General features: G+C 35.0%; 20 protein-coding genes. 11 read left to right on the forward strand and 9 right to left on the reverse strand.

Annotation, left to right across the window (positions count from 1 at the left end; all coding sequences use genetic code 11):
* Positions 1-367 precede the first annotated feature (367 nt).
* Positions 368-775 carry a hypothetical protein gene (locus tag IPI15_RS13345; protein WP_287420651.1) on the forward strand — a complete coding sequence of 136 codons (408 nt, stop codon included), beginning with the start codon at positions 368-370 and terminating at the stop codon, positions 773-775.
* Between the two features lie 368 nt (positions 776-1143).
* Positions 1144-2040, forward strand: coding sequence for a DUF4349 domain-containing protein (locus IPI15_RS13350; RefSeq protein WP_287420653.1), 897 nt, complete (start codon positions 1144-1146; stop codon positions 2038-2040).
* Between the two features lie 72 nt (positions 2041-2112).
* Here the strand turns inward: IPI15_RS13350 and IPI15_RS13355 are convergent, their stop codons facing one another.
* Together IPI15_RS13355 and IPI15_RS13360 are read right to left on the reverse strand one after the other, a co-directional pair.
* Positions 2113-2688 (reverse strand): hypothetical protein, encoded by a 576-nt coding sequence (locus IPI15_RS13355; RefSeq protein WP_287420655.1) that lies wholly within the window; start codon positions 2686-2688, stop codon positions 2113-2115.
* Positions 2670-3101: a hypothetical protein gene (locus IPI15_RS13360; protein ID WP_287420657.1), complete on the reverse strand. Its 432-nt coding sequence runs from the start codon at positions 3099-3101 to the stop codon at positions 2670-2672. Before IPI15_RS13360 ends, IPI15_RS13355 begins: the two co-directional genes overlap by 19 nt.
* A gap of 711 nt (positions 3102-3812) precedes the next feature.
* Here IPI15_RS13360 and IPI15_RS13365 point away from each other — a divergent pair.
* From IPI15_RS13365 to IPI15_RS13395, 7 genes are all read left to right on the forward strand, one after another.
* Entirely contained in the window at positions 3813-4313 is a 501-nt protein-coding gene (locus tag IPI15_RS13365) for a pyridoxamine 5'-phosphate oxidase family protein (RefSeq protein ID WP_287420659.1), read from the forward strand.
* A gap of 122 nt (positions 4314-4435) precedes the next feature.
* A complete protein-coding gene (locus IPI15_RS13370) occupies positions 4436-4840 on the forward strand; it encodes a hypothetical protein (RefSeq protein ID WP_287420661.1) in 405 nt (134 codons plus the stop codon).
* A gap of 84 nt (positions 4841-4924) precedes the next feature.
* Positions 4925-5431: a GNAT family N-acetyltransferase gene (locus IPI15_RS13375; protein ID WP_287420662.1), complete on the forward strand. Its 507-nt coding sequence runs from the start codon at positions 4925-4927 to the stop codon at positions 5429-5431.
* A gap of 56 nt (positions 5432-5487) precedes the next feature.
* Positions 5488-5961, forward strand: a complete 474-nt coding sequence (locus IPI15_RS13380; RefSeq protein WP_287420664.1) for a hypothetical protein — start codon at positions 5488-5490, stop codon at positions 5959-5961.
* Between the two features lie 928 nt (positions 5962-6889).
* Positions 6890-8539, forward strand: a complete 1650-nt coding sequence (locus IPI15_RS13385) for a histidine kinase dimerization/phosphoacceptor domain -containing protein (RefSeq protein WP_287420666.1) — start codon at positions 6890-6892, stop codon at positions 8537-8539.
* Positions 8536-9282, forward strand: a complete 747-nt coding sequence (locus IPI15_RS13390; RefSeq protein ID WP_287403334.1) for a response regulator — start codon at positions 8536-8538, stop codon at positions 9280-9282. Before IPI15_RS13385 ends, IPI15_RS13390 begins: the two co-directional genes overlap by 4 nt.
* A gap of 3 nt (positions 9283-9285) precedes the next feature.
* Complete coding sequence (locus IPI15_RS13395; RefSeq protein WP_287420668.1) at positions 9286-10002, forward strand: YqjF family protein; 717 nt, start codon at positions 9286-9288, stop codon at positions 10000-10002.
* A gap of 557 nt (positions 10003-10559) precedes the next feature.
* Here the strand turns inward: IPI15_RS13395 and IPI15_RS13400 are convergent.
* Entirely contained in the window at positions 10560-11216 is a 657-nt protein-coding gene (locus tag IPI15_RS13400; protein ID WP_287420670.1) for a metal-dependent transcriptional regulator, read from the reverse strand.
* Between the two features lie 111 nt (positions 11217-11327).
* Between IPI15_RS13400 and IPI15_RS13405 the strand changes: the two genes are divergently transcribed.
* Positions 11328-13628 carry a TonB-dependent receptor gene (locus IPI15_RS13405; protein ID WP_287420672.1) on the forward strand — a complete coding sequence of 767 codons (2301 nt, stop codon included), beginning with the start codon at positions 11328-11330 and terminating at the stop codon, positions 13626-13628.
* 184 nt (positions 13629-13812) lie between these two features.
* Complete coding sequence (locus IPI15_RS13410; RefSeq protein ID WP_287420673.1) at positions 13813-14772, forward strand: aldose 1-epimerase; 960 nt, start codon at positions 13813-13815, stop codon at positions 14770-14772.
* A gap of 138 nt (positions 14773-14910) precedes the next feature.
* Here the strand turns inward: IPI15_RS13410 and IPI15_RS13415 are convergent, their stop codons facing one another.
* From IPI15_RS13415 to IPI15_RS13440, 6 genes are all read right to left on the reverse strand, one after another.
* Complete coding sequence (locus IPI15_RS13415) at positions 14911-16710, reverse strand: T9SS type A sorting domain-containing protein (RefSeq protein WP_287420675.1); 1800 nt, start codon at positions 16708-16710, stop codon at positions 14911-14913.
* 57 nt (positions 16711-16767) lie between these two features.
* On the reverse strand, positions 16768-17232 hold the full coding sequence (locus IPI15_RS13420) for a GNAT family N-acetyltransferase (RefSeq protein WP_287403322.1): 465 nt from the start codon (positions 17230-17232) through the stop codon (positions 16768-16770).
* Between the two features lie 85 nt (positions 17233-17317).
* Positions 17318-18217, reverse strand: coding sequence for a 4-hydroxy-tetrahydrodipicolinate synthase (gene dapA, locus IPI15_RS13425; RefSeq protein ID WP_287420677.1), 900 nt, complete (start codon positions 18215-18217; stop codon positions 17318-17320).
* Positions 18214-18732: a DUF6913 domain-containing protein gene (locus IPI15_RS13430; RefSeq protein ID WP_287420679.1), complete on the reverse strand. Its 519-nt coding sequence runs from the start codon at positions 18730-18732 to the stop codon at positions 18214-18216. The genes dapA and IPI15_RS13430 overlap by 4 nt, the downstream gene beginning before the upstream one ends.
* 159 nt (positions 18733-18891) lie before the next feature.
* Positions 18892-19851 (reverse strand): acetyl-CoA carboxylase carboxyltransferase subunit alpha, encoded by a 960-nt coding sequence (locus tag IPI15_RS13435; protein WP_287420681.1) that lies wholly within the window; start codon positions 19849-19851, stop codon positions 18892-18894.
* Positions 19852-20333: 482 nt separating this feature from the next.
* The gene (locus IPI15_RS13440; RefSeq protein WP_287420683.1) at positions 20334-21863 is read right to left on the reverse strand and encodes an MFS transporter; all 1530 of its coding nucleotides are present in this window, start codon (positions 21861-21863) and stop codon (positions 20334-20336) included.
* Between the last annotated feature and the right edge of the window lie 6 nt (positions 21864-21869).

A 21869-nucleotide genomic window follows, 5' to 3' on the forward strand; every position in this document is an offset into this window, starting at 1 on the left:
AAGAATCTCAATGTTTAGAAATCCCAATCAAAACCTCTGGTACCAAAAAGAATAATTCACCATTGTATCTTGTATCAATTTTTCTTAATAACTTAAGTTTAGGTAGTCAAATTTTCATTTTTGAAGAAATAATTTAAATTTTAATAAAATGTTAGATGTTAGAAGGTAGATTTTAGATGGCTTTCCATCAATCAAATTGATATTTTTTCTAATAAACCTATTAAAGAAGAAATATGAATCAATTGACTAAGATCCATCTAACATCTAACATCAACCATCTACCTTTGTTTCTTAACTGCCGAAATTTGAGTTAATAATAATAAAAGCAGTATAACCTCGTTTTATTCATAATAATCAAAATGTATTTATGGATAAAGTGACTTTAAAGATCACAAGGACAAAACAATTTGGCTTTGTATTTTTTATTATTCTTGCCACAGCTAATCTCTCAGTTAACTTAATTGATGGAAAGTTTAGGATGATAGATGTGATTTTTGTGGTTATTACTATTCTTCCTTATGCATTAAATAAGAATTGGATCACTTTAAGTTTTGGCGTAATCAATGCTTTTATTTCCACATTTTTTTTCATAGCCATCTTTACATCCAATCCACATGCGGTATTTGAAAATAATGTGTATCCTTTATTGACATTTGTTATCGGTGCTATATTTGGCATCATTTCTTTAATAGCGTCTGGTTTTCTTATCTATGTGAGCTTATATGATCAGGATCAGATGGAATGCATCAAAGTACGAAGTGCTATTATTGGTTAATTTGGCGTGGCAAAATAATGTGTGTGTATAATAAATTGCAAAAAGCCGAAAAGGAAAAGTCTTAGCGAATAAAGATTCCTCACTTCGCTCGGAATGACGTTAATTCGATGGATGGAGGTATAAAATTGGGTGGCTGCGCCACACAATTTTATACCCCCTCAGAACAAAGATTCTGTCATTCCGACTGAAGGGAGGAATCTGCCAAATAAAAATCAACTACTATATTCGTATCCATCTTTTTATAAATTATTTATTATAATATATAAGTTGTTTTGCAATTTGTTATACACACAAATCATGTAATTGAAGGGCATATTAGATTAACTTCCTTATATTCACATCCTTTCACTAGTAAAACATTCAATATCATGTTGAAAAAGATCCTCTTCTTTTTTGTTGTCACCGCTTTATACACAGGGTGCAAAAACGAAAGCAATCATTCCGAAAATATGGCAATGGATGCTGCAGCTCCTGAAACATTTGTTTCATCCACGGCAGCAGTCGAAAACAATAAGGATTCCACCAGGAAATTTATACGTACCGCTGATTTAAAATTTAAAGTAAAAGACGCCATTAGATCAACTTACGACATTGAAAACATTATAGTGAAGCAAGGTGGATTCGTGACATATACGAATCTGGCGAGCACTATTAACTATACTAAATCTACACAAATAAAGGAAGATTCAATAAGCAAAAGTACCTTTTACACTGTGAATAACACCATGAAATTAAGGGTACCTAATTACAAATTAGACACTGTACTGAAGGAAATTGCCCGCAACATCGATTTTCTCGACTACCGCATTATCAAAGCGGACGATGTAGCGTTAAACCTAATGACAAATGATCTTACTCAGGAAAGAAATATAAGCAATGAAGACAGACTGAGAAAGGCCATTGACAATAAAAGTGGAAGGCTGAATGATATAACCAACGCGGAAGATAATCTGGAGAGTAAGCAGGAAAAACGGGACGCAGCACGTATTTCTAATTTAAGGTTAAAAGATCAAATTAACTTCAGTACAATAAACCTTGTCCTTTATCAAAGACAAGATGTTAAAAATGAGATAATTGGCAGCCGAAAAATTATTGAAGAATACAAACCAGGTTTTGGCTCAAAATTTCTAACTACTTTAATGGGAGGCTGGATGCTACTTGAAACACTGATCTTATTTATTGCCCAGTTTTGGGCATTATTACTATTGGCATCAGTGTTAATATTATTATATAAAAGGTTTAGGCACAGGGTTTTTAAAAAATAATGCCTTTCCGAAAGACTTGTAGGGGCTAACAGGCCATTAAATTATCCACTAAAACAATTTAGAATTAAGCTCCTACTTTTTCAAGATCCTGTCAGGTTTATTTAACCTATAAAAGTCCCAAGAAATAAAATATTGACTTGTTTTGTCAAATATTATTTGCCCAAGACTGGTTGTATCTTCTGCTGGAAAAGTATATTCATATGGTTCAGTAAAAATTCCACTACACCTATCGAATTCAAATATTTGACCATAATCAATTCTTTTGCCATTCCCTGCATTTTTTGATTCTGTTCGGGTATACCATCTTCCATCAGGTGAGAAAGTCGGAGCATAGGAGGAATATAAAATATTTGAACTTACTATTTGTGAATGATGAAATTTGATACCTGATGGATCAAGTAAAAACTGATCTCCTTCTCGACATACCACCACCTCCCGCCCTTCCAGCCTGCATGCATATAACGCCGAAACATATTTACCTTTATGTATTTTAGGAATTGTTTCAAAAATGTCGAGACTTCCATTATTTTTTTCATTAAAAATTACAGCACTAAAATCCTCAGCCATTGTTACTCCGGATATTGGATCATAATTAAAATCGTTGGCGTTAATAAGGATATACTGCTTCTCTATCCCTGGAAAGGGCAAATTACACTATTTGCATCGCCAAAGACTGACCCATATTCTTTTGACTCTTCATCATAAAAAATATTCAATATTTGTTTTTTGCCAAACCGATCCCACAATTCTGCTCCATTAAAATATGCTAGAAGTTCTCCTTCTTCATTACATATTTGAGAAACATTTCCTAATGTAAAATACTTTACTTCCTGATTGGGTACGTTAATTGTGTCAGCAACTCGCATTTCTAAAGTATCATTTCGAAAGTCAAATATGGTGCCGACTTTAATAACGGTATCATTTGGATCAAGATTAGTGCAACCTGATGCGAAGTAATCCATAATGATTCGTTGTCGATCATATTTTTGATCGATAAAATTCTGGCCAGAAGCAAGATTTAAATTATAAATTAATATAAGTGGTACAATAATTAACCTCATGGTATCAAATTAAAGGGCCGGGTGTATCACCCAGCCCAATTAAAAATTATTTTAATATTACTTGTCTTGTTGAATTTATCAGTTTTCCTCTATTGTCAATAAAGTTCAAGATTAAGACTCCAGCGTAATTGCTCAAGTCACAGGTCATATTTTGTTATAAGTCTCGGTAGTATTTGCAGCATAGGATAAAAATCCTTTCCTTAATAATTAATCACATATAGAAATTATTATCCAAACCAAATGTTAAATTTTTTAACCAATGCGATAAGGTCAACATTAATGCCAATTGGAGAAAGAATAACAGCTATTTATTAATTGTTTGATGTTTGTCCTTTCTCTAATAAATTAGGGTGGACTATTTAAAAAAGCTTAATTGATATAAACAAAATCCTTCAGGCGATTAAATTCAAAAATTCGTAGAATTTTTGAATGCGCAGCATCATTCATGTCACTAAATTTTAATTTAATTTTTAAGACAAATGGCATTATAATAACACAAATTGTACTTTCTTAATTGAATAAATAAATATTTTCAAAAAGATTTTCCTACGAAAGATTAGCTTTATACTTCAGCATATTTATACCCTCATCATTTAAAATTTAACTAGTGGTAAACCGCTATTTCTATGAAAATCAATTGAAATTTTAATTTTTCTGAAACTCAAATTTTATAAATTGGGTTTATTGTTTGTATCAAATAAAATATAAAAAATGAGTATTAAGAATTTGTATAATGAGGAAGCCAGAGAGAAAATCAAAGAAATGGCTGAATCCATTGATATGTGCATGATGTCAACAGACATCGATAAAAAGCCATTTCATTCGGTAGTAATGAGCACCAAGCAGGTGGATAGTGAAGGAAAGATCTGGTTTTTATCAGGCAAGAGCAGTGAGCATACAAAAAACATTGAAAAAGATGGACATACATATTTAATGTATTCTGATCCGGGATCATTCAAGTTTTTGAATGTTTTTGGGAAAGCACATTTGCATGATGAGCGCGCCAAAATCAAGGAATTGTATGTCAAAACTGATGATGCCTGGTTTGACGGTCCGGACGATCCAAATATTGTTGCCATACACATCGTACCTCAGGACGTCAATTATTGGGATCCGAAATCGAACAAACTTGTTTCATTGGCAAAAATGGTCGTCGGAGCTATAACAGGAGAACAACAGGAGACGATGAATGAAGGGAAGTTGGAAGTGTGATAATTAAAATTTAAGCAATTAAAAAAGCCACAGAAGTTTGTTCACTTGTGTGGCTTTATTATTTTCGAGCGTTTTTATATGAATATTCTTATTATATTTATGGATTGAAAAACGCGATCATCATGAAAAATTTACTTTTAATAATATTTATTTTATCCGTTAATTTAGGATGCAGAAAAGAGACTGATTCAGTAATTGAAGATGACGTAATTACACGATGGAATCTGATTGCCAAATACAATTTTCCCGGAGATGGAAGTGGTGACTTTATTGCTTTGAATAGCAATAAGAATATAGAGTTTCTAAAATCCGGTAAAGTGCGATCCAATGGTAATTTATGTAATTTTGATCCAGACACAGATGTCCCGACGGAAGCCACCCAATCTATTAAAAACTCTGATATTATCTTGAACCCAATCAATTGTCCGGGTATTAATCTTCATGTGCTTTTCATAGCGTCGGATACAATGGATATATATTACCCATGCATCGAAGGCTGCATTATGAGATTTAAAAAGATCAAATAGTGAACTTTAGCTTTACCATTGCCAAATAAAATTAGTAATAAATCTCCTTTATTCTTACAAGTTTGGGGAAATCAAAAATTAAATATGTTAGAAACAGAAAGACTTTTAATTAAACCCTTAAATTACGATCAACTAATTAAATATATGGCGGCCAACAATTCTTTGGAAGAAGAATTGGGATTGAGGAATAGTAGCAGAACTATCTCACCCGAATTGAAAGAAGCATTAGAAGAGACTTTCCTACCGAATGTAGCTGACAAAACTAAAAACTACCTTTATTCAACACTCTGGACATTAGTTTCTAAAAAAGATAACATCATGGTAGGTGATATCTGTTTCTGTGGCGAACCGGATGAAGGTGGAAACATTGAAATCGGTTATGGTACTTACGAAGAATTTCGAGGACAAGGATATATGATAGAAGGGGTGGGAGGCATCATAAGCTGGGCGAAAGGGCAAGCCGAAATAAAAAATATTGTAGCTTCTACTGATGAAACAAATATTGCCTCATCCAGAATATTGCAAAGGAATAAGTTTGAGGAAAATGGCAGCGGTGATTCAAAACTTCATTGGCTTCTATCATTTGGCTAATTCTAAATACCTAAGATTCTTTCAGTCTCATTAGCTAATTTTAAAAATTATTTAAGATGATGCAATTAAAAAAATACAGAAAAGGGCCAGTTGGCGTCCTCGCTGACCTCTACCTTATGGAGATCGAAAAAATCAAATTTTTGATGGATCGTTTGCATGATGAATACTTTTTGCTCGAAATCAATCCTAATTCTGAAAGCGACTTTCAATCAGTTCGGAATATTATGACCCATGTGATCAGATCAGGGTATTCATATGCCAATCAAATTAGAAAGCGATTTGGGGAAAACTATTTTATTCCGACCATTTCGATTAATCATGTTGGAGAAGTCAACGAGTTGCTGGATCAGATGTATCGATACACTTTGGAAGCACTGGAAAACAAATGGCACCTGAATGATTATGAACTTGGCGATATTATCATTAAAACCGGATGGGGCATCTGTGACATGGAAGGTCTACTGGAACACGCTGTCATGCATATTATGAGGCATCATTTTCAGATTTTAAAATTAGAAGGCAGAAGTTAGAAGTCAGAAATTAGAAGTTAGAAGTCAGTTCACCTGTAACAATTTGCTTCCAAAATCAAAAAGATAACAGGAGAAGAAAAAAGGAACGCAGATGACGTAGATTAATTATGATTAATTATGATATAAAATACTTTATAGCACAAATCACTCTTCGAAAAGCTAAGGTTTAAATTTGATTTATTCAGCATAAATTTAAGAAGTTCTTTTGGGCATGCGCACAAAAATAAATATTGTTAGCCACTACCGTGCAGCAGCTTCGCAGATAATTGCACGAATTTGCACGAATAAATTCGTGTTAGATGCAAAGCATCATTCGTGCAATTCGTGGCTAAAGAATTAAGCGTTTAGAATTTGTAGATATTTCAGAGTTCTATTTATTTTTTCAAATTACAATAATTCGATTAACAGCGAATTAAATTTAGTTATATAGAATAAATTAGAAGTTATAAATTAGAATAAAAATTCGAATGCAGCACAATGCAAGCCTTTAGGTGATTAAATGAAATTAAAGAAATTTATTTGGATAATAAATAAAGGGAACAGGCATGGTATAAAAAAGAACGTCCTCCAAAAATGGAGGACGCAACTAACACTTTATACAAATTCATCTTTAATCAAATCGGGTTGTTTCATTTATCCAAAACAAAACAAAGAAAAAATACGCGCACCAGGGTGGTGCACGTATCCTATAAAAATACTACCTCTTATCAGTTTGTTTTTTGCTACTCTTCCAGTAACAAAGGAGGATTGGTGGTCTTATAATTTAAAGTTAGTAATTCTATATCGCTAACTTGAATCAAATATACAGCCGGTACATTCGATAAAAAGAATATTGCTAAGGCTTTGAGCCTGAACTGATATATTTTTGAGGTTGAATGAAGTTTTCCTTTCTCATAATGCGTTACCTTCGCGTTTATATATTCACAAAATGAAGGACTTTCTTAAAATTATCCTATTTCTACTTTGCTTGATTTCAACAATTATAAGTTGTGACAATAGTCCTGCAGAGCTGGAACAGGTATTTTTAACAAAGGAAAAATTTGAATATTACATCAGTAAGGGAAACGAGGAATATTCAAAAAAAGCCGGTCTCCCGGCAATTGTTGCAAGTCAGCTATTTTTTGATACAGCGGCCGTGATCGCCAATGAACTTAACGATTCCATCCTTATTGCCAGAAGTATTTTCGCAAAAGGTAAGATCTATGATGCCTGGAATAAGGAACCCATAAAAACCATAGAGTATTACGAAAAAGCATCAGAAATGTATGGCAGGATCGACAGTATGAGAATGACTCAGCTTTATATCAAGCAATTACTGGCTCATTCATATGGCAAGATAAAAGACAGTTTAAATTGCATTAGAGTATTAAATGATTTATATGCCGAAATAAAGACTCATTCTGTAAAAGAAAGAATGACTATGAAGTTTATTCCAGAAATGGCACTCATCAGCACGGAAGTTGGAAACTACCCTTTAGCCGAAAAGATCCTTGATGAACTTGTGGATGAAAAAAAAGTCCGTAATGAACCAGGGACCAACAATTACAGGGATCATTATTTCCTGACTAGAAGCAGACTGGAAGTGCTCGGCAAGCAAGAGAGACCTTTCAGATACCTGGACTCATTGGAGAACACTTTTGCTAACGCACCAAATTCTTATGATAGTCTTTACTATAGTGAACAATTATTTCAGCTGTATGAAGCTTTGGGAGACATTCCTAATTCATACACCTATCTCAAACAAAATGTACTCAACTATGCCTATGTCAACAATAAAGTTGAATTCGATACCATAAGTAATAGATTGGCTAATATGGAGGCCAAGACTAAAAAGCAAAAATCTATAATCCTTAAGCGACTCAATCAAATCTGGATCATTACGTTTATCGGTCTAGGGATCCTGGCAATCGGTTCTGTTTTTATGAGTATAGTATTCAGAAGGAGTAGTAATAAATATTTTAGGATCTGGAAAGAGTTGGAAATATCAAACCAAAAAACAACGCTATTATACAAAGAACTGCATCATCGTATTAAAAACAATTTACATATGATTTTCAGTCTGCTACAGATGCAGGAGCGAAAATCAGATAATCCTACAACCATTGAAAACTTAAAAGCAGCAAGATTAAGAATAGAAAGTATAGCTGTAATGCATGAAGAAATGATGCTACAGGAAGACTTTGTTGATTTCAAAAGGTTTCTGCACAGACTTGTATCGTCCATTACAGAATGTTTTTCATTTGAAAGACGCATCATTACCCACTTGAATATTGATAATACACAAGTTCCTCAAAAACAAAGTTTTTCGTTGGCGCTGATTATCAATGAATGGATCTCTAATTCTATAAAACACGCTGAAACAAATAATCTAACTTTGGAGTTGTTTATAGATATCATTGATAAAAATGATCATATATTAATTAAATATTCTGACAATGGATTCGTCGATTCAAAGGCTCAAAGAATTTATGGACTAGGCTCGCAAATTATACAGTTATTGAGTAAACAGTTAAACGCTTCCATCGAAAATAATCCTAATCAACCGTATCACTACACTATAAAAATAAATAAAACATGACACCCCTTAAACTGATCGTAGTAGAAGATGAAGTCATCATAGCTGAAAATATGAGGCAAAGTTTGAACGATCTTGGATATGAAGTGGTGAATGTGAGTAATAACTTCGAAGAAGCAAGATATGCTATAGAACATGAGGTATTCGATCTTGCAATAATGGATATTAACCTTGAAGATAATCAAGGAAGAACGGGCTTAGATCTTGCTACTGAACTTAAAAAAATCAAAGATGTGCCATTCATTTTTATTACGGCATATAGTGATCTGGACACTATAACAAATGCATCAAGACTAAGACCATCTGCTTATCTAGTGAAACCAGTTAATGACAAAACAATGTTTAGCACCATCCAGGTCGCCTTTCAAAACTACAATGAAAACGAAGCTGCAAATAAACCTGAAGATAAAGTGTCGGAAACTGATTACTTCTTCACAAAAATAGGTTCTAAAAACTATAAAGTTCTTTGGAAAGATGTGTATTTAATCAAAGCTGTAAAAAATTATGTCGAGATAAAATCTTTTGAATACACCGGCACTTTTCTGATCAGGACTTCTTTGTCAAATTGTTTAGATTCGCTCGTTCCAGCTCAAATTAAACCGAACTTTATAAGAATCAATCGTTCTGAGGCGATTCATTCAGGCATCATCAATAGTTATGATAATCAATTTATATATACCGCTTTCGGAGATATGAAGATCAGTGCTGATATTTATTCGGTATTAGTAAAAAGAACAAAATCATAAATTATGGCTACTACCCTACTCAAAGCTTCCTGGAATAATCTTTTTATGGCAAATTATGTCATAGATCCTAAGGTTTTATTGCCTTATCTGCCTTATGGGACAGAATTAGATTTATTTGAAGGGAAATGCTATGTAAGTCTTGTGGGATTTATGTTTTTGGATACTAAACTAATAGGTATTAAATTTCCCTTTCATACAAATTTTGAAGAAGTCAACCTTAGATTTTATGTAAAATACAGTGACAATGGCACAATAAAACGAGGTGTAGTATTTATCAAAGAAATCGTTTCAAAGCATATGCTTGCCTTAATAGCTAATACTCTTTACAATGAAAAATATGAGCGGATGCCTATGAAAGAAAGTCTAACAGAAGAAGATGGGGTTGTATCAGTTTCTTATGAGTGGTTTAAAGAGGAATGGAATTCTATAAAAGTAAATTTTTCAAAACAATTAACGGCAATCGCAGCCGAAAGTGAGGAAGAATTTATCACAGAGCATTATTGGGGATACAATAAGGTCAATGAAAACGTGAGCACAGAATATGGGGTAGAACATCCACGTTGGTCGGTGTATAAGTTATTAAACCATTCTATAAAAGTAGATTTTGGGAAGGTCTATGGTGCAGATTTTGAATTTTTAAATGATCTGCAACCTGATTCGGTATTCGTGGCTGATGGCTCAAAAGTGGTGATTAAAAAGGGTAAGAAGATTAGCAGCTAAATTTTTAGGTATTATTGTCAATCTGACCTCTGAAGTTTGCTCTTTTACTTTTAAGCTATTTCACAAAGTTTCTCAAAGAAAACCAAAGTTTCACAAAGATTAATAGTAATGTTTGGATGTAATTCTAATTTCTGACCTCTGATGTGTTTTTGTGATTACCCATTTCGCTTTTATTATCACAGAGTATATTTGCTTCAAAATAATAGGTACCTAAAAACTGACTAGCACTAAGAAAATTTCAGATTGATTTGAGAACAGGATTTTATACGAAACGGAAAAATAAAATTGACCAAAAATATGCCGTATAATACCGAGCTGAAAGTCGTTTGACCAAATTTATTTGGACTATTACGAATTTCCATTCGGTATTATTTTTCCTTTTTTATAATCCTTACACAGATAGCTGCTTTTTAATCTATTATTTTTGAGAGTTCTCGGAGTAATTTTAATCTTCGATTACAATCTGCGCACCGATTGACATTCTTTCATAAGTTTAGATCATTAGGTCACTGCCTGCTGACTACTGACTACTGACCTCTGACCACTGACTTCTGCCCTCAAACAACAAAAACATTTTCTGCAAATTTCTGACTTACTGCAGATTGTATCCCATCAACTTCTATAACCATGCTCGAGTCATAATCGAGTTTACTGATGACTTGAATATTTTGATGGAGCCCCAAACCTAGTTTTACAACATATTGAAGAAAAGTTGAAGAATTATCTTTTACGGAAACCATCTTACAGCTCTCTCCAATACCCACTTCGAATAAAGTTTTCTTAAACTGAATGTTCAACTCTCCATGAACATTTGGTATTGGGTCGCCATGCGGATCAAAAGCCGGATAGTTTAAGAATTTATCTAATTTATCGACTAGTTTAGCAGAATGTATGTGCTCCAGTTGTTCAGCAACCTCATGTACTTCATCCCAGGTAAATTCGAGTTTTTCGTAGAGGAATGTCTCCCATAGTCTATGTCTCCTGATGATTTCGATGCCTATCTTCTTACCCTCCTCTGTCAAAGTGATCTTACCGTACTTTTCATAATCAACAAGTTGCTTTTCTTTTAATTTCTTAAGCATGTCGCTAACTGTGGCAGGCTTTACCATCAGATGTGTCGCCAATTCATTAGTGCCGGCTTCCGCGCGTTTACTCTCCAAAGTGAGCTTTAATAAGGTTTTTAGGTAATTTTCTTCAGTATAAGTAAGTAGCATAGATTAACTATTTGAATAAAACTTTTCAAAGATATAAAATAAAGTGAAACAAATTATGTTAGATTAGTCTAACTTTATTACTTTTGCAACCATAACTTAAGATACTATTCAATGAAATTCAGAATTTATATTACTATATTAGCTTTATCGATTATTGGGTTCCAGCATTTAATGGGGCAAGGCTCAAAAATTTCAGGCTTTATCAGTTCAGAGGAAGGCCCTGCCAGATTTGTGAACATCAGTAATCTTAATTCTTCCTTCAGTACCATGACAGATACTGCGGGATATTATAAATTATCTAATATTCCTGAAGGTACTTATGATTTACAAATCACAGGCGTCGGCTTTGAAACACTCACGAAAAAGGTTGTCGTGGCGAAAGATGCATCCTCTATATTAAATTTCCTCCTCACCAAAGGAAACAATACCCTTAATGATGTGGTGGTCACAGGGACATTAAAAGCAGTAAGAAGAACTGATAGCCCGGTAAATGTGGAAGTATACACGCCTTCTTTCTTTAAAAAGAATCCAACACCAAATATATATGAAGCTCTCCAAAATGTCAATGGAGTTCGCCCACAATTGAATTGTAATGTTTGTAATACCGGCGATATTCATATCAATGGACTTGAAGGACCATATACGATGGTCCTACTAGATGGTATGCCGATAGTTAGTGCACTATCTACTGTCTATGGATTATCCGGGATTCCAAATGCATTGGTCGAACGTATAGAAGTAGTAAAAGGTCCTGCATCCTCACTATATGGTAGTGAGGCAGTGGGAGGATTGATCAACATTATTACCAAAGATCCAAATAAAGCTCCAATGCTTTCTACAGACATTTTCTTCACTACATCTAAGGAATATAATGCAGATGTGAGTTTCAAAGTCAACGCAGCAGACAAGGCCTCTATACTGACGGGTATCAATTATTTTAATTTTCAGAATATAATAGATAAGAATCATGACAACTTCACCGATATGACGCTCCAGAACCGGATTTCATTGTTTCAAAAATGGGATATTAAACGAAAAAATAATCGTCAATTTTCTTTAGCAGGGAGGTATATGTATGAGGATAGATGGGGAGGTGATTTGAGATACGATAGCTCTTTTAGGGGAGGCGACAGTATTTATGGTGAAAGTATTTATACAAATAGGTGGGAGTTACTAGGTAATTACGAACTTCCTTTTACTGAAAAAATGATGCTATCATTTTCCTATAACGAGCACGAACAAGATAGTAGATATGGAAAGACTTCATATATTGCTTCCCAAAAAATTGGATTCACACAGTTGACTTGGGATAAGAATGCCGGCAATCATGACCTATTATTTGGCATTGCATTGAGATATACATACTATGACGATAACACACCGACTACTCAAAATGCTGACATGCTAAAAAATAAAAATGCACCACACATCACCTGGCTGCCCGGCATCTTTGCACAAGATGAGATTGCGCTGTCAAAGAAGCATAAAATACTGCTAGGCATTAGATATGATTACAATTCGTATCATGGCAATATATTAACTCCAAGATTTGCGTATAAATGGGCTATTGATCCTGAAAATATGATAAGGCTGAACGCAGGAACCGGGTATAGAGTTGTTAACTTATTTAGAGAGGACCATGCTGCACTAACCGGAGCCAGAGAAGTAATAGTGGCAAATGAACTTAATCCGGAGAGGTCTTATAACGTCAATTTAAATTATATTAGAAAATTTTTCATCAAAGATGGCACTTACCTTGCTTTTGATCTATCAACATTCTACACCTATTTCAATAATAGGATCGTAGCTGATTTGGAACAAGATCCGAATAAAATTATATATGATAATCTTCAAGGTTACGCACTCAGTAAGGGAATTAATTTAAATATGGATATTTCATTCCCTTTTGGCCTTCAAATTATAGCGGGTGGAACATGGATGGAAAATACCCTTAATCAAAATGGTGTCAGGACCCAACAATTACTGACTGAGAAATTTACAGGAACATGGGCCGTATCTTATACATATCCAAAATCCAATATTTCAATTGATTATACAGGCAATGTTTATAGTCCAATGCGCCTGCCTCTGTTAAGTTCGACCGATCCACGATCACCTTCATCACCATGGTGGAGCATTCAAAATATTCAATTGACTTATACCGGTTTGAAAAAAGTAGAATTTTATTTTGGTATAAAGAATCTACTTAACTGGACACCAAATAAAGGTAATCCTTTTATCATAGCGCGTGCACATGATCCATTCGACAAAAAAGTCAACTATGATGCGAATGGACAAATCTTGGCTACCTCAGAAAATCCATACGCTCTAAGCTTTGATCCAACTTATATTTATGGTCCAAATCAAGGAATCAGGGGATTTTTTGGTGTAAGGTTTAGGATTATCAAATAAAGTATCAGTGATAAGTAGTTAGTGGTCAGTGGTTAGTGGTCAGAAGTCAGAAGTCAGAAGTCAGAATTTTAAGGAAAAATCTATATATTTTTGTGATCTTATATAAATGAATTGATTTACTGTTTAATTTGTTAAACGTTCATCTGGTAATACTTGATGGATTTAAGAATAAATAAAGAATTGTATGTTTAAAGCAGAATTATTAGAAAAAGATGGATTACATATAATTGTTTTGTCCGATCGATCAAATAGAATAGAGATCCTTCCGTCCTGTGGTGGTATCATGAATGCTTGGCAGATCATGGTGGAAGGAGCGTGGAAGAATATAGTTTCCGGCTATGATGATCAATTAGATTTCGATAATAATTGCGAAAAAAAAGGTTTCAGAGGCTGCAAACTAAGCCCATATGTATGCAGAATAAAAGATGGAAAATACAAAATCAATGAACTAGAACATACGATTGGAAAATTTGGATTTGACCATCATAATATCCATGGTCTCATTTATAATTCAGTTTTTGAAAATACTTCAACTCATTCCAATAATACAGAAGCTCTCGCAAGCTTGGTCCATCATTACAAAGGAAATGATATTGGATATCCATACAAATATTCAATTGAAATAAAATATAAATTACAATCTCACAATCAATTAATTATTGAAACGAAATTAACTAACCACCATACAGAGGCCATTCCAATATCTGATGGATGGCATCCATACTTTACTTTAGGATCATTAATAAATGATTGTACATTAAAAATAAAAAGTAATACTTTACTCGAATTCGATGCGGAGTTAATTCCAACCGGACAGGTAATAATTTATTCTAAATTTCAGGATGCGGAATTAATTAATAATACTGTTCTGGATAATTGTTTTGTGTTGGATCCTGCTATGGAAGGGCCCGCATGCGTATTTGCTGACGAAGTACAAGGGATAAAATTGGAGATTTATCCGGACGATAGTTACCCTTACTTACAAATATATACGCCTGATGACAGGCAAAGTATCGCAATAGAAAATCTGAGTGCTGCGCCTGATGCATTTAATAATAAAATAGGTTTAATCTATTTGGAGCCCGAAGAAGAAAAGGTATTTCGGACTAAATATGTATTCTCAGAAGTGATAGGTAATACTTAAAGTTTCGAATTACTTAATAGAAGTTAGAAGTTAGAAATTAGAAAGAAACTTCGATGATTGAGACTAGCAAATGAAACTATTTAAAATACAAAAATTTAAAAATCCATATTTACAAATAGCTATTTATTATCTAAATAATTATTTTATGACGACGACCTGAAAACTTTGACTTGTACTAGCGTCATTTATCATTATTAGAAAAACTCCTACCTGGTTAATTTTAATTGTAAGCAGGTAATTCGAATTATTCTGTACAGTAAATGGTATTTCATGACCAAATCTATCTAAGACTTTAATTTGCGGTATTGTAAACTTTCCGGAAATATTGATGATTCCCTGAGAAGGATTAGGGAATACTTTCCATAATGATTTATTATTATTTTGATTAGTACTTGATGGTGTATCATTAAAACTAAACACGCAATCTTTCAAGGCGAGATATTTTGGGTTATTTATATCACCCAGTGTTTCTTTAACTCCCCAACTACCCCACTTGGAATAATTGCCATGTGAAGAAAAGTGTGCGAAGAGACCTCCAAAATTTTCATACCAATAATTAAAATATTCACAATATGCTTCATGGAGATCCGGATGCCTGTTTGCGGCTGTCAATTTATCTGTCAATTCCTGTATATTTTCATTACCCCCGGTTCCGACAGTATGTTGGCCTCCTTCATAGTTGATCAATTCAAGATTATGCGCATCTGCAACGATCTTATTTTCATCCATCCACGCAAATGCCACCGGCAAACTTTCTTTCATGCGTGCTACGATCTCCTCAACAGTAATCGAACTCACACTACCTTCAGCGACTATTTCCTGAGGAACTTCGCCACCAAAATATGGCGCTATTGCAAGGGCATCAGCTCCGACCTGTGTTGGATTATAAGTAGGATCTTCGAAAAATGTAATTATTTGATTTGATAACCAGCTATTAGCCGCTTGGGAAGGAATGATCCTGTAAAGTCGATCGTGTCCTCCAAATTCTGTTTCAAATATTCTGAAGATATCAGCCGAACGTTTCGCTGTCCACTTCCATGCTCTTTCCCACTCTTGCCCTGTATAACCGGCTTGCGCAGCCATATCAGCAGCTTCATGATGCTGTTGAAAACCACCATTCCATACTTCGTTACTATATTCTAAGTGCAACTTTAAAGATGGGTCGAGATTAGCGTTTAAGTATTTTGCCAATTGAATTATATATTCATCATCTGCTAAATGGGGAATACAGATCCATGGATCTTTTTTCATCAAATTGGACAATTCAACAATGTATTCGTAAGCTACACCTGAATTTAAGGTTTGTGTGTAATAATCATACTTACTTATTTCATTCCATGAAACAACATCAGAATTATTTGTCCGCTGCCAATCCATGAATCTTAAATTCTGAAAGTCTTTTATAAAATCCATAAATTCATCCGTGAAAGTTTTATCCTTATAAGTATCAACATATTCAGGATAAATAAATTTAATACTGTGGACAGGATCTTTTTCATCAGAAATAGCGATTTGGAGTGCCACCCCTCCATTCACTTCAACAAGGGTATCAACTGGAGAAATATAAGTTCCTTTAGCTCCGAAATCAAGCCTGATCTCACCTTTTCCTTCAGCTATTAATCTGTATTTACCAAGAGGGATCGCATTCGGAATATCCCACAAAATCAATGCCCTCACTTTCTGATCAACATGTGCGTCAGACACGATTGGCACTTGCAGCGGATATCCATCAGCCCTCATTGGTACATATACCTGCGTATCCCAAGGCCCACTATCGTCAGCATTAAAAGTAGTCCATTCGCGACATTGCTTAAATGCGTCAGTAAATACTAGCTCTGTAGAGTAATCAACAACTCCTGCCAGATTAGTACCAATTGGGCGCTGAATTTGCGCTGCTGCGAAAAGAGGTAAAAAAAGTAAAAATATCAGTGAGCGCATGTTCATATATGTTTGTTAGTTTTTTAAATAAATCAACGAGTAGCTTAATAAGTTGTACTATTCGCGTCGAAAGCAAATTTTGACTGCGTTGATCTTACCATTATACATCCGAATATTTTCAAAAACTTCGAAGCCATTGCGGATATAAAACCCTAGAGGTGACTTGTAGTTTAGACCATTCAAGCGCACATCAGTATCATGATCAATAGCCCATCCGCAAAGACTTCCATTTTTCACTTTCAAATAATCCAGCAACTTGCTTCCATATCCTCTCCGATGAAAATTAGAATCTAAAGTGATTCCAAATGATAATTCTTTATCTCTCAGAAATGTCATTGCCCAGCCGAACATGTTTTCATCTTCTTTAATAAAGTAATGCTGTACTTCTGATAAATCTCCTAAAAAACCATCAAGGTCAGAAACTTTATCATAAGCAATCTTTGCAGGGTATTCAGCATTCCAAAGGTTAAATACAAATATTTTCTCCTCTGATGTCAAATCAACAACCTCAACTATCTCCATAAAATAATACTAATCAATAAAATAAAACAGTTTTAAAATTTTGAAGATGTATAGTGTGTTAAAATGAATGTTAGATAGTCAAGTGTTATTTAACCGTCAAAAGTGCCTTTTCAATAGCTTCTAAAAGTGATTCATTTGCTCCTTCACTCAAGGGAGTTAGTGGAAGCCTCACTTCTCTGGAACAAAAGCCAAGATCTTCCAATGCTCCTTTGACCCCTGTTGGATTTCCTTCCAGATATAGCCATGGATGAATGTCCAATAGCTGCATGTGGTATTTCATGCCCATATCGTAATCTCCATACATAGCACAACGGATCATTTCAGAAAACTCAAATGGAAAGGCATTTGCGATAACAGAAATTCCACCATCCGCTCCCAATGCCATTGTGGGAAATGCTGTATAGTCATCTCCGGATAATACAAGGAAATCTTTAGGCCGATGTTTAATGAGTTTGCTCAAAGCGAAAAAATCAGCGGTAGCTTCTTTAACTCCAACGAAATTAGTGTGTGTTTCCCCCAGTCTAATTATGGTTTCGTGAGAAACCTTCATGGCAGTGCGACTCGGCACATTGTATATCAATACAGGCTTAGAACTGGCATCAGCGATATTCATATAATGCTGGTAGATTCCTTCCTGTGTAGGACGCACATAAGCAGGACTGCTGGCCATAATGGCATCCACGCCACTTAGATCAGTAGCTTTAATCTTCTCAACGAGCTCAGCCGTATTGTTGCATCCAAAAGGTCCGAAAATAATAGGGACTCTGCCATCCACTATTTTGATCGTATGATCGAGAACTGAATTTATTTCTTTTTGGTCGAGAGAAGTAGCCTCACCAGTGGTACCAAGGCATACTATATGTTCTACCCGGCCATTGATGACGTGATTCAGCACAGTGGTCAGGGCAGGAAAGTCAATTTTCCCATCCCGAAATGGCGTAACCACCGCTACACCAGTCCCTCTAAACCTTTCATTATAGCTCACTTCTTCAATGTTTGATAAATTTTTAAAAATTGTTCAAAACGAACAGCGACATCTGCATTTTCAGTTGGCACGATAAAATTATAAAAAAATTTGCTATTGTGGTCAAAACTTATTTTGAGTGGTGCATCAAAATTGCTAATAAATAAATCAATTACCGGGGACACTTCTGCCATAAAATCCATAAGTATGTCTGAATTGAAATTAAGTTTTAGGTCAACTTGTGCCGTTTTCTTGAGATTACCTCGAAAATCAATTTGATGCGGATTAATATCAGATCCTGCTGAAGGCACTTTTGAAGAAATCTGGTCAATGATGAGGAATGAAACCTTTCGAAAATGCTTCGAAGCGAGTTGGTTTAATTTAGTCTTTTGTAACTCAGCTTTTTCACTTTGTGGAAGCACAAAAATAATGCTTTGCATTTCAGAATAGGAAACCGAACTATGCTTAAGATCAGAAAGATTTTGTCTTGCTTTCTTTTTTAAAAGATAAGAACTTAATAGGTTTTTAATGCTCAAAATATCGGAAGTATTATGAATACTTTAATCAAATGAATCTACACCCACAAACAACAAACAACAAACAACAAACAACAAACAACAAACAACAAACAACAAACTTCAAACCCCAAACTCCAAACAATCAATTAAAAGCGGACGATGCTACCAGTCAATATTTTATGAATCTTTCACCTTAAACTTACCCATATTACGGTATTTAGTGATGCGGCGTTTGATCATATTCTTCTGACCCTCCTTTGCCAGTTCCTTTAGGTTTGTCGCAATATGTTTTTTCAAGATCTCTGCCATTTCATCATGATCCGCATGCGCGCCACCCATTGGTTCCATGACAATGCCATCCACTAACTTAAAATTAAACATATGTTCAGGAGTCAGTTTCAGCTCATCAGCTGCTTTGATCTTATAGTCCCAGCTATGCCAAAGAATTGTGGAACAATTTTCAGGTGAAATTACTGTGTACCAAGTATTTTCCAACATGAAGACCCTGTCACCGACACCGATGCCCAAGGCGCCACCTGAAGCTCCTTCACCTATGATGTAGCACAGGATATTGGTCTTCAACTTAGACATTTCGAATATGTTCCTTGCGATGGCTTCCGCCTGACCACGATCTTCTGCTTCAAGGCCCGGATAAGCACCCGGAGTATCAATTAGACAAACTACCGGTATATTGAATTTCTCAGCCAAACGCATGAGTCGTAGCGCTTTTCTGTAACCTTCAGGATTGGCCATTCCGAAGTTACGAAACTGCCTTTCCTTTGTATTATGACCTTTCTGATGACCAATGACCATGACAGGTTTGCCATCCAACTTGCCCATACCGCCTACAATGGCTTTATCATCGTGTACATTTCTGTCACCATGAAGCTCAATGAAGTCAGTAAAGATCCTTTTAACGTAGTCGAGTGTATAAGGGCGTTCAGGATGTCTTGATAGTTGAACTCGTTGCCAGGAAGTGAGGTTTTTATATAGATCTTCACGCTCAGTCTCGATCCTTTTTTCAAGTGCAGCTACAGTAGCGTCGAGGTCTACAGTGCCCTCGCTGTCCATTGCTTTGAGTTTATTCAGTTGATCGTATAAATCCGCTATGGGTTTTTCAAATTCTAAAAATACCATATCTCACCCTTATTTTTGGTTAACAGAAAGATTGCAAAGATAGTAGTTTTGATATTAAAAAGTGTTAGGTACCCAAATGGATGAAGCATTTTTTTTTTTTAAAGATTTTTTTTTTAAAAAATTTTTTAATTTTTTTATTTTTTTTGTGGGGATTTTTACAAAAAAGGGGGGGGGGAAGGGGGGGGGGGGGGGGGGGAAAAATTTTTTTTTGTTCTTGGGGGGGGCAAGGCAAACACCCCATTTCTTTTTTTTTTTCTTTTTTTTTTTTTTTTTTTTTTTATAAATTTTAAAAAAAAAAAATGCTACTTAATTAATTGCGGGAAAAAGGAGCGCACTAGTATAAACAAGTAGCATAAAAAAGCAGTGCACCCAATTACCTATAATCCATAATAAGATTTAAGTACGATATAAATACTTACTGTGTATTTTATGCTTAAAATTTGTATGTCAGTTAATTTCCGCATAGAATTGAAATCGCATTATCACACATTTTTCAATGGAAGATACACCTTATCATCATCTTGAACTCTTAGCGTAAATAAACCGGCTATGATAAGGCAAACACCCCCAAGTACCAAGGCATATACACTGTGACCTTTAAATAAAGTACTCACAAGAAGACCAAGAATAGACGCCGCTACAATCTGTGGAATGACAATGAAGAAATTAAATATACCCATATAATAACCGATCTTATTCGTAGGTAAACTTCCGGTCAACATGGCGTAAGGAATAGATAGAATGCTCGTCCAGGCTATGCCCACGCCTACCATGGAGAGTAAGAGCATGTTTTTGTCTGTAATAAAAAACACAGAAATTAAACCCAATCCTCCTAATGTCAGGCATATAAGATGCGTCATTTTTCTGCTAAATTTATCAGAAAGTACCGGCAACAGTAATGCGAATAAAAATGCCACTACATTATATACTGCGAAACAAATGCCTACCCAATCTCCCGCTTCGTTATACTCCGGCGTATTCGGCAGTGCATTGTAAATATGGGATGAAACTGCAGGCGTCATGTATATCCACATAGAAAACAAAGCAAACCAGGTAAAAAATTGCACATTGGCTAATTGCATCATGGTCTTAGGCATATTCTGAAAATCTCTCACTATTTGCACGAAAGAATTATCATATCTCTTTTTAAACATAAAAATGGAAGCCCCAAAATAGGCCAATCCAAAAAGACAGAATATAAAAGACAAAACATATAATTCTCTGTGAAAAGGAGAGTCTGGTGATAGCATTAAAGTATAAAATATCACAGCAGAAATAACTCCAATTCCGGTAAGTATCAAACCACGACGTTGGTACAAGGCAGGACCATATTTAATCACTTTAGGCACCCGTTCTAATTTTTCATGTGCTTCCTCTTCAGTTAAAGGATATTCTTTGGACGTAAAAACAGTCCATAAAACAGCAACAAGAAAAGCACCGGCACCGATATAAAATGAAAGTTTTACATTATAAGGAACAGTTCCTGTATCACCGGTTAAGTCTATTTTAAAAACATGAATGAGCAACCAAGGGAGGGCAGAGGCTATTACAGCACCCAACCCAATAAACAAACTTTGCATTGCAAAGCCCATCGTTCTTTGCTCAGGAGGTAATTTATCCCCGACAAATGCACGAAAAGGTTCCATAGAAATATTGATAGAAGCATCTAATACCCACAACAATCCTGCTGCCATCCATAAAGTGGAAGAATTGGGCATCAAAATAAGTGCAATCGATGCAAAGATCGCCCCAAACAAGAAATAAGGCCTCCTCCTGCCAAATGTTGGATGCCATGTACGATCGCTCATGTAGCCAATGATAGGTTGCATCAAGAGCCCTGTGATGGGTGCTGCCAGCCACAAACCTGCTATGTCACTTTCTTTGGCACCGAGAGATTCAAAAATCCTACTCACGTTGGCGTTCTGTAATGCAAATCCAAACTGTATGCCCAGGAAACCAAAGCTCATGTTGAAGATCTGCGAAAAGGAAAGTTTTGGTTTATTGGTAGACATGCTTGA

This window comes from Candidatus Brachybacter algidus (assembly GCF_016707225.1).
In the GTDB taxonomy this organism is placed as follows: domain Bacteria; phylum Bacteroidota; class Bacteroidia; order Chitinophagales; family Saprospiraceae; genus Parvibacillus; species Parvibacillus algidus.